Source organism: Rania fehmarnensis, from assembly GCF_056494185.1.
This window is the reverse complement of sequence record NZ_CM151398.1, coordinates 543,459-556,313: the sequence shown is the minus strand read 5'-3', so window position 1 is coordinate 556,313 and position 12,855 is coordinate 543,459. Positions and strand designations below refer to the sequence as shown.

15 protein-coding genes are annotated in these 12,855 nt (G+C 54.2%); 8 read left to right on the top strand and 7 right to left on the bottom strand.

Annotated elements, in window-relative coordinates:
• Positions 1–46 precede the first annotated feature (46 nt).
• The 4 genes from SH573x_RS02020 to SH573x_RS02005 form a co-directional block, all read right to left on the bottom strand.
• Complete coding sequence (locus SH573x_RS02020; RefSeq protein WP_479352620.1) at positions 47–784, bottom strand: hypothetical protein; 738 nt, start codon at positions 782–784, stop codon at positions 47–49.
• 186 nt (positions 785–970) lie between these two features.
• Positions 971–1,558, bottom strand: a complete 588-nt coding sequence (locus SH573x_RS02015) for a hypothetical protein (protein ID WP_479352619.1) — start codon at positions 1,556–1,558, stop codon at positions 971–973.
• A gap of 20 nt (positions 1,559–1,578) precedes the next feature.
• Complete coding sequence (locus SH573x_RS02010) at positions 1,579–1,773, bottom strand: hypothetical protein (RefSeq protein ID WP_479352618.1); 195 nt, start codon at positions 1,771–1,773, stop codon at positions 1,579–1,581.
• 35 nt (positions 1,774–1,808) lie between these two features.
• Complete coding sequence (locus tag SH573x_RS02005) at positions 1,809–2,078, bottom strand: hypothetical protein (RefSeq protein ID WP_479352617.1); 270 nt, start codon at positions 2,076–2,078, stop codon at positions 1,809–1,811.
• Positions 2,079–2,511: 433 nt separating this feature from the next.
• Between SH573x_RS02005 and SH573x_RS02000 the strand changes: the two genes are divergently transcribed.
• From SH573x_RS02000 to SH573x_RS01965, 8 genes are all read left to right on the top strand, one after another.
• On the top strand, positions 2,512–2,796 hold the full coding sequence (locus SH573x_RS02000; RefSeq protein WP_479352616.1) for a hypothetical protein: 285 nt from the start codon (positions 2,512–2,514) through the stop codon (positions 2,794–2,796).
• Between the two features lie 97 nt (positions 2,797–2,893).
• On the top strand, positions 2,894–3,832 hold the full coding sequence (locus SH573x_RS01995; RefSeq protein WP_479352615.1) for a hypothetical protein: 939 nt from the start codon (positions 2,894–2,896) through the stop codon (positions 3,830–3,832).
• 84 nt (positions 3,833–3,916) lie between these two features.
• Positions 3,917–4,765, top strand: coding sequence for a hypothetical protein (locus SH573x_RS01990; RefSeq protein ID WP_479352614.1), 849 nt, complete (start codon positions 3,917–3,919; stop codon positions 4,763–4,765).
• Positions 4,762–5,607: a hypothetical protein gene (locus SH573x_RS01985; RefSeq protein WP_479352613.1), complete on the top strand. Its 846-nt coding sequence runs from the start codon at positions 4,762–4,764 to the stop codon at positions 5,605–5,607. The genes SH573x_RS01990 and SH573x_RS01985 overlap by 4 nt, the downstream gene beginning before the upstream one ends.
• A 5-nt stretch (positions 5,608–5,612) precedes the next feature.
• The gene (locus SH573x_RS01980) at positions 5,613–6,446 is read left to right on the top strand and encodes a hypothetical protein (RefSeq protein ID WP_479352612.1); all 834 of its coding nucleotides are present in this window, start codon (positions 5,613–5,615) and stop codon (positions 6,444–6,446) included.
• Positions 6,443–6,910, top strand: a complete 468-nt coding sequence (locus SH573x_RS01975; RefSeq protein WP_479352611.1) for a hypothetical protein — start codon at positions 6,443–6,445, stop codon at positions 6,908–6,910. The genes SH573x_RS01980 and SH573x_RS01975 overlap by 4 nt, the downstream gene beginning before the upstream one ends.
• A complete protein-coding gene (locus tag SH573x_RS01970; protein WP_479352610.1) occupies positions 6,897–7,430 on the top strand; it encodes a hypothetical protein in 534 nt (177 codons plus the stop codon). Before SH573x_RS01975 ends, SH573x_RS01970 begins: the two co-directional genes overlap by 14 nt.
• A gap of 29 nt (positions 7,431–7,459) precedes the next feature.
• Complete coding sequence (locus SH573x_RS01965; RefSeq protein WP_479352609.1) at positions 7,460–8,245, top strand: hypothetical protein; 786 nt, start codon at positions 7,460–7,462, stop codon at positions 8,243–8,245.
• A gap of 118 nt (positions 8,246–8,363) precedes the next feature.
• Here SH573x_RS01965 and SH573x_RS01960 read toward each other — a convergent pair whose 3' ends face one another.
• Genes SH573x_RS01960 through SH573x_RS01950 form a run of 3 tightly spaced genes read right to left on the bottom strand, consistent with a single transcriptional unit; the run spans position 8,364 to position 12,634 of the window.
• The gene (locus SH573x_RS01960; protein WP_479352608.1) at positions 8,364–8,822 is read right to left on the bottom strand and encodes a DUF5990 family protein; all 459 of its coding nucleotides are present in this window, start codon (positions 8,820–8,822) and stop codon (positions 8,364–8,366) included.
• Positions 8,823–8,839: 17 nt separating this feature from the next.
• On the bottom strand, positions 8,840–9,136 hold the full coding sequence (locus SH573x_RS01955; protein WP_479352607.1) for a hypothetical protein: 297 nt from the start codon (positions 9,134–9,136) through the stop codon (positions 8,840–8,842).
• Between the two features lie 54 nt (positions 9,137–9,190).
• Complete coding sequence (locus SH573x_RS01950) at positions 9,191–12,634, bottom strand: PAS domain-containing protein (protein WP_479352606.1); 3,444 nt, start codon at positions 12,632–12,634, stop codon at positions 9,191–9,193.
• Positions 12,635–12,855: the final 221 nt, after the last annotated feature.

The following is a 12,855-nucleotide window of genomic DNA, read 5'->3' as shown; positions in this document are numbered from 1 at the left end:
GAGTTCAGAGTTATGCGTTGAGGCCATGAACGAAGGGCGCGCAGGCCTAGTGCTTTTTCCACGCATCCATACGTTTACCTGGCCCGCGAAAATGGATTTTGATCGAATCGGTCAGATTATAATGATCGGGCCCGAAAATAGTTCCAACAGCCACATTGAGACTAGCAGACACATTGTCCGATTTGAAATCCCAGTTGTCGTCCCCTGCGCCGATTTCCGCTTCGACCCGGCGCTCTTTGGCTGAAACAACGAAGACGGTATTTCGAGTGAGTGCGAAGCTGACCGAACCATGAATGTAGGCGGCGTCGGCTCGCGAAATCGACCCGGCCGTCAGCCCATAACTACCGAGTCCATAAAAGGTTGTATTGATAAAGCGATCCGCATTGCGGACCTGGCGTCGATTGATCAAATCGCTCAACCTGTGCCGACCTGTACGCAATCGCGGAAGTGCGCCTACCAAAGCCAAGACGGAGTCTGCTCCGCGTTCGACGAACTGGGGCATGTAAGCCGTATCGCCCGTCAAGACCCCATTATCCAAGAAGTGATTGACGAGCGGAAAATCAAGAGCCGTGATGTTGCACCCATACCCGACGTTCATCACTTCTGACTGCGGCATCTCAATAACGATGTTCCCGAAATCAGGCACATGGTCGTGATTATATCCCGGCTCATACGGACTGACCGGTTGACCATACTCAGCAAAGTTATTGATCTCTGCATACTGTAGATCGGCGTAACTAGTGCATCGCCACACTTTGGCTCTATCATCGTAGGACCAGCTCATATCTTTCCCCCTGACTTCAATCGACGCAAGCATCTGCAATGACAGTTATCGCGAGATAGAAGCTCGGGTTGCGTAAGTTTCCGAATTTTTTTGCCGGCTGTGTAGTAAAGCTAGCGAATCGCTGCTGGCGGTGCCGCACCTAAGCACGTGGACACATCGTTGGGTTGGATTCGCTCACTAATAGCCTCATTCGTTCTCAGATCGCGATTTGACCCATTGTTCGTCTTCTTCGGTTGCCGTGACCAATGGAAAGTCGAGCAAGTTTCCCTCGCGGCTGAATTTACAGCTATTGCCGTTATGTTTAACGACCATCTTGGAATGGCTGAGCCGAGCGAACCCCAACGCGATCAAGTCACCATGGCTAATTTCTGGCGCCACGTCCCATAATCCAATCAACGTGTTACAGCTGAAGTATTCAAACACCGAATATAGTAAGTTTTTGTGGACGGCATGCGTGCAAGGCGCCAGCACGATGCGATAGAAAACCACTAGTTCAAAAACCGGCAAATCGAAGTTAAGCTCCTTGCGCCAATTGCCCCGTTTGTCAATCAGGTCTCGGTAAACTTCCTCCCAAGAATCACAATCGAACACGTCGATCAAACGCAGCCCGACCTCCTCGGCTTTCGACAAATGCAGAATATCACCAGTCAACTGGCCAACCATGTACTCAGAGCCTTGGTCATCAAAACCAACCACAGTCACCAGCACGGGTCGAGTGTAAGAGTTGGGATCTTCTCTGAACACAGGCACCGTCGTTTCGAGCCTGATTTCCATAGTTTAATGATCTCGCCTACTCAGGAATTCAACATCGCCGAGGAACTGCTGTAGAACTCATTCCCAAGCAGTCTTATAAACGCGTCGACTTGGTCATGGCTCAATTCACAAACAATGTCGACATCCATCGTACTGCGAGCCGCCCCGTGGTAGGAACTGGCGATACTTCCACCGACATAGTAGGCCACACGAAGTTCCCGCAGTGCACGGTCCACGGGGCCAAGCGCCGCAGTAAGATCATTACTGGTGCTCACTGGCCATGCCGCCCTGCCAAAAGGTCACGCACGCCGTCGGCTAACTCCTGGCCGTAAACCTGCTCGATGAACAACAACCGAATTTCTTGTTCGCTCAACTCGGGATGCATTCTCGTCAGGGCGGCCAGCGACATACTCTTTAACTGCCGAGATAGCTCAACCGTTCGCTGAATGTGTCGAGTCGGTGGCATCTGGCGGATCAGCTGGAGCTGAACCTCGTGAGCTTCACGATGAGTGTCAGAAGTAGTGGCGGTTGGGTGTTGCACAGTCTTGATATCTCGGAGCGTCGTTCCATGGCGGCGATCACTGAAATGTCTGCCGCTTACGCACTCACCCAATTCTACCCCACAAGGAGAGAGAATTCACTCGGCTATTACGCGATTAACGACCGAAACGCTCTCATCGTCCTGCAACGGTTCACATCACCCCAAGGACAAGAAAAGCATAACATTGGTCGGCGGCTCGGTCGAGAATTTTGTGCGTTGAACCGCTTGGTCTTCTCAGTTGATTCCCTGGCCGCGAACGATTGAGCAACTAACACTAGTGAGAAGCGTTTCGCAAGAATCTCACTCGATTCTCTCAAGACCGGCACAAAATCGCTCGCCAACTGCCTTTCTAGTTGTGTCGGTTGGTGACGTCGGTTGGCAAAGTCAACTGGCACTGTGAACTGAATCCAGTGACTTGCGAGGGGGATCGGTCATGCGCACTGCCTGCTGCTTGGGTTGGATGACCATCGGTGTCTGCGCCTTGGTGACCGTCGGTGCCAGTGGTTGCGGTGTGAAGGAGGCCGTGCCGGCTCGTGTTCATAAAGCCGAGCCTGCGCAAGCGGCGTCTCTTGATTTAGATCACCAATCCGAGGTTGCAGGTATGCCTCGCAGCACTCCAACCGCTACGCCGGTTTCTGCGACCAAGCAGTCCGCCGCCGATCCGATCGAATCGATCTTTGAAGACGCGGTCAGTGATCTGCTGTCTGAGAAGAAGTAGTTGGATTGCGCATCTTTATTTCGCCTTTCGCGGAGCGAAAGGAGACTCTTGTCGCACGATGCTTAGTCTTTTCCTGTTTTATATTTTGGAAGGATCGATGATGCTTCACGTCTATTGGTATCGAGCTCAGCTCCAGCAGGCACTATTCCAAGTCTTGTGCCTGGCGATCGCAATGATCTTGGCTGGTCAGTTGGCCAATCGTGCACTGGCTCAAGATGGTGGCCTGGTTGTTGAAACCAACGAGAACTTGCCGATCGAGCCGGTTACCGCCGAACAAGTTACGGAGCGCATTCACAAACTCGCCCTGGCGGCGGAAGCTTACCGTCAAGCCGGTGAGGATGCGCTCAAGAATTTTAAAGGCGATCCGGGTGCGGCGGCCCGCATTTGTTTACTGCGCTTGAAGGTGCTCGAAAATGTAGCCCAGGCGCTGAGCGCTTCTGCGGGGGCTATCGAGAACTTTCGTTGCACGGTCGCCATCCAAAAGTCGCGACTAAAAGCTGAATGCGCGGCCATCAGCGCCCAAGTCAAACAGCTCGAAAGCGAAATCGACCTCCACGAAAGTAAAGTTCGCTTGGTGGCTGGCAATCTCGAAGGCAGTGACGTCGACGTACTGCTGCTAGCCAAGAAGATCGAACGGCTGACCGAGCTGAAAGATGATGTCGCTAACATTGAACGTTCGCAACTAGCGACCAGCAAAGCCCTGGCCAACTTGCGCACGCTCGACACGTCGTTGAAAACGTACAGCCTGCTGATGGAAGAGGAAACCCTGCGCCAAGCCAGTTCTCTCCGCAGCTCTCGCGTAACCGCTCAGTCGATCGTGCTCAATCAACAAGCCGAACAGTTGTACACCTCCGTTCAATCCTTGGCACCACTGGTCAAGTCGGTCGTCAGTTCACCCAGTGCCCGCGCGGTTGCGCCTGAAATCATCGCGCCCGAACTGCCCGCTTCGCTCAAGCCCAACGTCACTCCGCAGATCAAACAGCAAGTGACCGACTACCTCAAGAGCAAGCACACCTCCAAAACAGCCTCGCGCTAATGTGGCATAGGCTTCCAGCCTGTGTCTGTGGCATAGGCTTCCAGCCTGTGTCTTCTATCCCACGTCTTACCTGAAAGGACCATCATGTTCGTCAAGCATCCAACCATCGTCACCACCTTGACCTTGTCGCTGCTGATCGCTGTGTGCATCAGTGGCTCCAGCGTCACGGCTCAAACACCAACCCAGCCCAGCCCTGACCAGGCTACAAATGCGCCGCTGGCTACACCGGCGGTCAACGTGCCCAAGTACGTTGAGCAACTTAGTCGCTTGCCGGATAGCGAAGTGGATGCGGCTGCCGCGACTTTGGTCAACAAACTGCTTGGTGAATTTCGTCACGGTGCTGCGATTGAACAGTCGCGCAATCGTCGCGCCTCTTATCAGCGCCATCGTCATGCCTTGCAAGCCGACCTGGCGCAGTGCGAAACCGACTACCAGCAACTGACTAAGTGGTTGCTCACGCAAAAGAAGCAAATCGAAAGCCAAGCCGCTAAGGCCAAGCAGAGCGAAGAACTCACGCGGCAACGTATCGAGCTCTTGATTCAGCGACAGGCCGATCGCGCCCTGGCCATCGAAGCTCGTCGCGAAGACTTGCAAGGTCAAGTCGCCCAGCTCGATGAACACATCGATAGCGAACTAACCAAAGAAGCGTTGAACCGCGACCGTCTCGATTCGGTCAACCACACGAACATGCCTGACAAAGTTGTAGCCTTGCCCGACCGTTTCGATTCGGTGTGGGAATCGGCGAGCGACTTGCCGTTGCCGCTGAGTCCATCATCGGTCAAGTCGCAGCGCCAAGCTGCCAAAGTTCTCGTCAACGGGACTACCGATCGCTCACCCTCGGATCGCGTGGCCTCCGTTCAGCTCGACCCCAAACAAGCCGCAGCTGCGAAACGTTTGTTGGATGCTCTCAAAGAACAGGAGAAAACGAAATGAGTCGACTTGAACGTGAACTGCTGGCACTGGCCTATTGGCTGGTGCCGAGTCTTGTCTTTGGCATCTTGATCATCGGCTTGCTCGGTGCCGGTGGTGGAGGCCGTGAATCAGTCGATGGTGAAATTAGCGATGGTGGCACTCCGGCGGACACCAAGGTTCTCGAACTGGGTTCGAAGAAGAAGGCTACGCGCGAACCAACACCGCTGATGAACGTCGCTGAGCCTGAAAAACCTGCGGCACCTGAGAAACCTGTGCAGCCTCAAGCGGTCAACCCCGTGGAAGCTGCGGTCGAACCGGTCCATGTACTGAGCGCCCCGAAGCTGAAACAACTGACCGAGCAGTATCAACGCGCAGTCTCGGCCAAGAACGTTCGCATTCGCTTGATCCCCGAACAGCTCGATACGCGCAGCCTGGGCGAAGTCTACCTGTTCGAGTTAGTCAATCGAAACTTCGTGCCCTTTGATAGTCGTGGTCGAGTCGAAGAGAAGCCCAGCAACTACTGGGTACGCGTGCCTGCCAGGTCGGTACCTCCCGATGTGCTACGCCATGCGTCAGATAACTACGGGGCCAGCATGATTGGCGATCCGCTGCTAGTCCTCAGTCAACGCGTCGTGGTGCAAATGCATCGCTCGCTCTACCAGTACCTGGCCAGCCAGGGACAAGCCGACCTGCAATCCGATAGTGACTACACCGCGACGATCCAAGCAACCTCCGGGCTGCGTCCTCGGTCGTCGGGGTATGGTAGCCCAGCCAGCATCGCCAGCGGCGACGGTACCGATCTAACGTTTAAGTGGAGCGTTTTGCGCTATACCCCCACAGCCTCGTATCAAGAAGGGAAGTGATTGTGATGTCCGACTATCTCGTGGCCAATATCATCTGTTTCATCTTGTTGGGTTTCTTGTTGATCACCATCCACGCGATGGTGTATCGCTGGTTGTTTGTCAGACCACTGACATTGCCTTGCCCGAGCGAGATCTTCAACTCGCTGGTTCTGAACGAAGCTGGCGCCGTCAATTGGGCAGCGCTCTTCCAATACTGGAAGTCGCGTTCCGTGGATCTAGGCTGGCTGAACGATTGCTTGAATGAATCAACCGCATCGGCGGCCTTGGCCAAGGCTGAAGAGATTGGTAACGAGCAGGATAGTTATCTGCAGCCGCTCCTCTTGATTTGCAGTCTCAGTACTTTGTTCGGCCTGTTGGGCACGGTCGGGGCGTTCTTGGTTAGCGACGATGTGAACGAAGTTGCTTTCAGCACCGCCTTTCGTACCACGGCACTGGGCATCCTGGTCAGTATGCCACCAGCTTTTTACATAGCGCTGACACACAATGCTCGAAGTCGCTTCGACAAGCAGTTCGACCGCTTTGTTGACTTTGCCCATCAATTCGCCACTCAGCCGCAGGCAGTGCGCGTGGTTGCCAAGGAGGTGAAACCTCAGCCGGTGGTTGCCTTGCCGCCAGATTTGGCAGCGCCGTTGGTTGCGCCGGTAATTGCGCCGTTGGTTGCACCAGTGACTTCACCATCAACAGGCAAACAACCGACTCAGCCACCACCAATCCATCACCCTGGTCCAGGCCATCACGCTGGTCCAGATTACGTCCACGGGATGCCCACGGGCTATCTGTACAAGCAGTCCGATGCCGAGAGCGTGGCGCGCCAAGCGCTCGAAGGAGGTTCAGCATGAAGCGGCGAAGTTCCAAGTCGAATCTGCAAGCGATGTTTGTACTGTCGCCTGCGTTCATTGACATCATGGCGATCCCTTTGCTGGTGCTGGCCAGTCGACATCAGCATCACTACGACAGTCTACCGGCGGTCACGCGCGACCGCGGCCAGGCTAAGGCCCAACAAATTCCCGAGAAGACCAAGCCCCATCGCCTTGAGCTGACCACCGACTCGCTGAAGCTGGATGGCCAAGCGGTCGCCTGGGACGAGTTGCCGGAGAAGGTTACGGCTCAAGAGCCTGATTCAAAGTTGCTGGTGTATGTAACCACCGATGCACAAGGCAACGGCTCGATCAGTAGCTTGTTGCGGCTATCTGCAGCAGCTGCTCAGCACAACTTCAGTTCACGCGTATTCGTGGTCAGCCGCGAATCGGAAGACACACCTACTCATCTCGGCAACACGGAGAGCCAGCATGAACCGCGCTAACAAACACCAAACCACTATGCACTGGTTGCTCTTTGGCTGCGCGCTAGCGCTGCTGCTAACGAGTGCCGGTTGTCAGAAATTCAATGCTTCGTCCACTAAAACGCCCAGTGAACTGCCTTTTAGTAATGGGCAGACCAGTGGCCAACCGCCTTACGCTTTGGAGTCAACCTATGCAGCCAACCAACAACCACCAGCACAGCCGACCGCCACCCCAGTTGCTTCCTCCTCTACGGGCCAAGTTTCCACGGGCCAAGTTGACGTGCAACAGTGGTCCGATGCCATGGCCATCGAGATCGCACACAACGCGCTGGGCTATCGATGCCAACGTATCGCGGAGCAGATTCTGCCCGAGTTAGATCGCATGCAAGCGGAATTGAAGGACCGCATGCTGGCGATGAATCATCCAGAGTACCTGCGCCAACTGGCGGTGATCGTCACCGTGCGTCGGCAATGGACCACCGAGCTTCAGTCGCTGCGTCAGCAACTGGGCAAGCTTGAACGTTCAAGCAAACAACTTTAGATTTACTTTACATGTAAAGGAACTATGTGATGTTGCAGAAAGTTGCCGTGGGTGTGGGAGTTGTGTTGGGATTGCTCGGGCTGGCGCTCAGTGGCAATCTGGTCCCGTACCTCAAGTCCGCTCGAAGCGGCTTGGAGAATACGCTGGAAGGCCTGGTTGACAAGTACACCTACAAACTCAACCAGGCCGAAGCCAAGGCGGCCAGCTATGAACTGGTCATCTTCGACCAGGCTAGCAAGCGATCCAAGCTGGGCGCGATGGTGCAGAGCTTGGATCGGGACATCGAATCATCGCAGCTGGCGATGGACAGCAGTCGCGAAGAGCTGGCTAGCCTGCGTACGCGGTTGCTGGAGCACGGTTTTGTGTCGACTCGCGACGGCGAGATGTCCAAGGAACAGGTGCAAGCGGCCATCGATCGCAACAGCCGCACTCTCAAGAGTGCCCAGCAGCGGATCGAGACGCTCAACACCTTGCGAACTCCTTGCCAACAACAACTGGCCGTGTTGACGCGAGCTTGTGAGTTAGCACCGGAGAAGATGCACGAGCTGAAGACACTCTGCCAAGATCTAAAAAGCAAGATCGCCTTGGCTCGCGAAATGAAGGACATGACCAACCAAATGCGTTCGATGAACAGCGCTTACGGCACGAGCACCGACGACATCGTCAAATCGCTGCGCGACATTGAAGTCGACATCGACGGCGAAATCGCCGGACTGAGTGCCCTACTAGCCATCCAAAACGCCCCCGACTCCGCCTCTGGAAACCTGAGCACCGAAGCCCTCATCAGCCGCTGCGAACTGGCGCTGAAGAACTAATCGGCAATCAGCGGTTGTTCAAACCTAACTAAAACCGCAGGGCGGGTTGTTACTCGCCGTGCGGTTTCTTGTTTGTGCTCCGAGTGCGATCAGAAGCCAGTCACGCGGGTTGAGCTTTTCAATCACAGACATGCCAGCCATCGATTGGCTGAATGGTAGCACAACTTGGCCCACCATCCCTGGCAGTGCCTGGCAGTCTTGCTTGCAGTACTTTTTTCGCAGAAGCGGTTTGCTCAACCAGCGGCCAAGTTATGCCTGCCAATGGCACTTTCAATCGTCGGTCCCACAGGCTATCGGCTTGCCCAGCAGACTTTCCAATATTGAGATAGATGAATCTGGCTGTCGGTGGTCCTTGTGCCAGTGAACCAGAGAAGTTTGGCAGGCCGAGCTCGTTCTGCTTAACCGGCAATTCTATCTCGAATACGAGGTCCCTGTCTCTGGACCTTTGTAACAAGGTCACTTGATAACCCGCACCTTTTCCCTTTTGAACACCATAGTCGACACCTGCCAGCGGCGCAACCACGATGATCCGCAGCGTCACCAAGAGTTCTGTTGATTGTGCAGGTTGCTTCTTCATGACGGCACCTATGACCACTATTCGTCGTTTCCTGGTTCACCTCCATACATGGCAAAGACCGATTTTACGTGGAAAGCTAACACACGTACAAGAACTGCGTCTTTTGCCGAGACAGCCTGAGTCGGCGTAACATCTCCGCTGCGTTCCGCCAGTACTAAGGCAGCGACCACATGCTGCACATCCACCGGCAAATTGGTGATCTCCTCCAGACTCAGCGCCAGATCAAACAGCGTTTCATTCAAAGCAGCTGCGATTGTTGCTTGCCCCTTCGCATCCACACTGATCCCAGGGACTATTTGCCGTTCGGAGCCCATACCTGCTTGCTTTCATTGCTGATCGTCAACCTCGAGCCGGGGAATTGTAAGTGGTCACTGATTATTTGACCTAACGTCTTCAAGTATTTTTTCAAGGTCAGAAATCTCAACCGGCTTAACAAGATGACCGTAGCAACCTGCAACCCTTGACTCTTCGCGGTCGCTTTCCTGTCCCCAGCCTGTTAGCGCAACGATGCGTATGCTCTTTCCCCAGGGCTGGTTCTTAATGATACGCGTTGCTTCCAGCCCGCTTATCTCAGGCAGCCCAATATCCATGAGTATCAAGTCTGGTTTGAATAATTCAGCAGTCTCTATTGCCTTGCGTCCGTCATGCGCAGTAGCCACGTCGTTGCCAAGAAGTCGAAGCATCATGGCCATCGTAGCTGCGCCGTCACAGTTGTCGTCCACCACCAGTACGCGGCACTTGGCTTGTTTACTCGGGGATGCGCTGTCCAAAATCCCATTTGCATCTAAGCGACCCTCGACTACGGGAAAGCTTACTGTAAAGGTACTCCCCTTGCCTTCAATACTTTCCACGGCGACGCGACCGCCATGCATCTCGACCAGGCCCTTGACGAGAGCGAGGCCAATACCGAGGCCGCCCGTGCTTCTTTCTGTCCTTCTGTCTACTTGCCTGAACATATCGAAGATCCGTGGAAGTTCCGTTTTGGGAATCCCAAGGCCGGTGTCGGTGATTGATATCCGCGCTTCCTTTTCCACCCGTCTAGCGCTCACCGAAATCTTGCCGCCACGCGGCGTGTATTTTGCGCTATTTGTGAGAAGATTCGAGAGCACTTGGGCGAGCCTCGTTAAGTCGGCATTCAGGAGTACTTCCTCCGCGGGAATATCTACGTGAAGCTCATGTCCTGCATTAGCAACTAAATGACCCGCCCCTTCAACGCCGCTATGAACCACTTCGGCAAGCGTGATCGTCCTCTTTCGTAACTCCATTTTGTTAGTAGTTATTCGGGATATATCCAGAAGATCGTCGATCAGCCGCACCATGTGAGAGAGTTGCCTATCCATCATCTCCCGCGCCTTTACCATCGCCTGTTCGTCTCCTTCGGCCAGACGAAGCACTTGGAGGCCATTTCGAATCGGAGCGAGAGGATTTCTTAGCTCATGCGCCAGGAGAGCGATGAAGCTGTCTTTTTTCCTATCGGCCTCAAGGATCGCTTCTTCGGCGGCTTTTCTCTCTGTCACATCGCGAGTCGTCCCGGCCACCGCCTCTACCTCTCCATTGGCATCAAAGACTGGTACAAAAATATAATCGTATATACGATTCCCAAGTGTGCCATTGAACGGCACTTCACCCCTTATAGGCTTCTTGGTGGCTCTGACTGTATCTACCTCGTGCTCATGCATTTCCGCGTGCCAGGCCTCATACCCGATTTCCAGGAACGTTTTCCCGACGGCTTCATCCCACCTGCGGCCCCACATGCGCAGCAGCGGATCGTTACAGTAGATGAAGCGATGGTCTAGGCCAATGACGTACGCAAAGTCAGGCGTGTTTGACAGAATGGTTTCGTAAATGCGTCTTCGTCTTTCAGACTCAGCAGTTACTGTGGCAAGTTCGCTTTGTGCGAGTTTGCGATCAGTAATATCAATTACGACACCTGGAAACCTGAGCGGGAGACCTTCAGAGTTGCGTTCGACCTTTCCCCGTGCGGTAACCCATTTGAACGTGCCATCTGGTTGATTAACTCGGTAGTCGGCTTCGTAGCTTTCACCCGAGTGCAGGGCCTCTGCGACCAGTTTAACAACACGCTCACGATCCTCTATATGGATAGACTCAAAAATACGAGCTATATGTCCACCCGAAACATGCCGAGGATCTACAGCAAAGATTCTTGCAAGGCTCGCGTCGCCATGAAAGGCGTCAGCCTGTACGTCCCAACTCCAGGTCCCAATAGCCCCCGCCTCTAACGCCGCCTCCATGCGTGCGCGGATGTCGCTTAGCGCAGCTTCTGTTTCCTTACGATGGGTAACGTCTCTCGCCGTCCCAAACCATTCGAGAATTTCACCCTGCTCGTTGAAGATTGGAACCGCTCTTGATAGTGTCCAGCCAATTGATCCATCCTCTCGCCGCACCTGGTGTTCCAGCTCAAACACGGACTTTTGCGAGACCGCCGCCGCTATGGCTTCGTTTATGCGAACATGCTCACTGGCCGGAATGTTCTTTTCCATCCAGTTTCGAATGGGCTCTTCGTTACTGGCAACCAACCCTCGTCCATCAAGAGGGTAGAGTTCCGACCAGTCGCTGCTCATCCTGTATACAACATCCGAAGTTGCAGTAACCAGGGCCCTATGACGCTGCTCGCTTGCCTTCACCAATTCTTCCGACCGCTTTCTGTCTGAAATCTGGCGAGTTGACCCGGCTACCGCGTCAACCGCTCCAAGGGACCCGATCACTGGCGTGAAAATATATTCATATATTTCAGTGCCAACGGCGCTTGTATAGGCCGTCTCGTCCCGCAATGGCAAAGCGGTGTCAATAACTTGCTGAATTTGTCTTTGGAGCTTGGCTGCAATTTCAAACGGGTAGTCTAAATCGTGGAAGTTCTTGCCGACAGCGTCTTCCAAGTCCCTTCCCCACAAGTTCAGCAGAGCTTTATTGATATAGATAAACCTCCCGCTGGTATCGAACATGTATACAAAGTCAGCCGTGTGACTGAGTGCAGTCTCGTACATACGCTGCAGTCTGACTCTCTCCGCTGTGGCCTGAACCAAGCCCTCTTCTGCTTCGCGACGCTTGGTAAGATCGATTCCTTGGGCGATAACCCCCGTCACCGTGCCTTCCGAATCGAATATTGGCTGGTAAACAAATTCGAGCGATTTGTTGACGGGGCCTTCTGGATGCAACAGCGTTACATTGGCATTGACTTCGGTGTGCGGTATCCCGGTCTGATAGACCCGATCCAGGAGCTCGATGTACCCCTGACTTATTACCTCGGGGAGCGCTTCCCTGACGGGAAGGCCAATCACCCGTCTTCCTCCAACTAGCTGCGCGTAGCGCTCATTGACGCGCTCAAAGACGTGATTTGGTCCGCGCAGTACGGCCATGAAAGATGGAGCATGCTGAAATACTTCCTCAAGACGTCTTTTCTCACTATTTGCATCGGCATGATGCTTGGCTGCTTCCAGGGTAGCGGCAGTTTGGGACGTAATGTCTTCAAGGGTTCCTACCCATTGGCGGATGGACCCGTCCTCGTGGAGGATTGGGCAGCCACGCGCTCTTACATCCTTCCACTGCAGTGTTTTTGACCGCACCCTGAACGTGATGTCGTAAGGTGACCCGGTTGAAACTGCGCCGTTCCATGTTTCTTGAGTCGGAACTCGGTCTTCAGGATGCAGCATTTCAAGCCAGGCGTTTTCGCCCTGCTGCTGATCAAACTGGGATTGCCCTGTCAGAGTTTCCCACCATACTCGGGCGGAATCCGAATCTATCGCGTTACCGCGGGAGCTGAAGCTCCAGACTACTTGCCCGATCGTTTTCATCAGTGCCCTACACTCTTCTTCGCTCTGCGCAGACTCTGCGCACTCAGCTGAACACATATTCGAATGGCTGAACTTGATTGCTGCTCATGACGCGACTACGACAAAGGGCGGCTCTAAGCGGCAGGTGGACAACATGTCAGTCTAGTGAGGAGCCGTTGTTGTTGGGAAGACGTTCCACCACTAGACAGAAATGGGTTTGCAATGACCAGCCGTCTCTCGCA

Bases quoted from the DNA above. Each gene is read 5' to 3' on its own strand.
- SH573x_RS02020 (WP_479352620.1), bottom strand. From the start codon at position 784: ATGAGCTGGTCCTACGATGATAGAGCCAAAGTGTGGCGATGCACTAGT.
- SH573x_RS02015 (WP_479352619.1), bottom strand. From the start codon at position 1,558: ATGGAAATCAGGCTCGAAACGACGGTGCCTGTGTTCAGAGAAGATCCC.
- SH573x_RS02000 (WP_479352616.1), top strand. From the start codon at position 2,512: ATGCGCACTGCCTGCTGCTTGGGTTGGATGACCATCGGTGTCTGCGCC.
- SH573x_RS01995 (WP_479352615.1), top strand. From the start codon at position 2,894: ATGATGCTTCACGTCTATTGGTATCGAGCTCAGCTCCAGCAGGCACTA.
- SH573x_RS01990 (WP_479352614.1), top strand. From the start codon at position 3,917: ATGTTCGTCAAGCATCCAACCATCGTCACCACCTTGACCTTGTCGCTG.
- SH573x_RS01985 (WP_479352613.1), top strand. From the start codon at position 4,762: ATGAGTCGACTTGAACGTGAACTGCTGGCACTGGCCTATTGGCTGGTG.
- SH573x_RS01980 (WP_479352612.1), top strand. From the start codon at position 5,613: ATGTCCGACTATCTCGTGGCCAATATCATCTGTTTCATCTTGTTGGGT.
- SH573x_RS01975 (WP_479352611.1), top strand. From the start codon at position 6,443: ATGAAGCGGCGAAGTTCCAAGTCGAATCTGCAAGCGATGTTTGTACTG.
- SH573x_RS01970 (WP_479352610.1), top strand. From the start codon at position 6,897: ATGAACCGCGCTAACAAACACCAAACCACTATGCACTGGTTGCTCTTT.
- SH573x_RS01965 (WP_479352609.1), top strand. From the start codon at position 7,460: ATGTTGCAGAAAGTTGCCGTGGGTGTGGGAGTTGTGTTGGGATTGCTC.
- SH573x_RS01960 (WP_479352608.1), bottom strand. From the start codon at position 8,822: ATGAAGAAGCAACCTGCACAATCAACAGAACTCTTGGTGACGCTGCGG.
- SH573x_RS01955 (WP_479352607.1), bottom strand. From the start codon at position 9,136: ATGGGCTCCGAACGGCAAATAGTCCCTGGGATCAGTGTGGATGCGAAG.
- SH573x_RS01950 (WP_479352606.1), bottom strand. From the start codon at position 12,634: ATGAAAACGATCGGGCAAGTAGTCTGGAGCTTCAGCTCCCGCGGTAAC.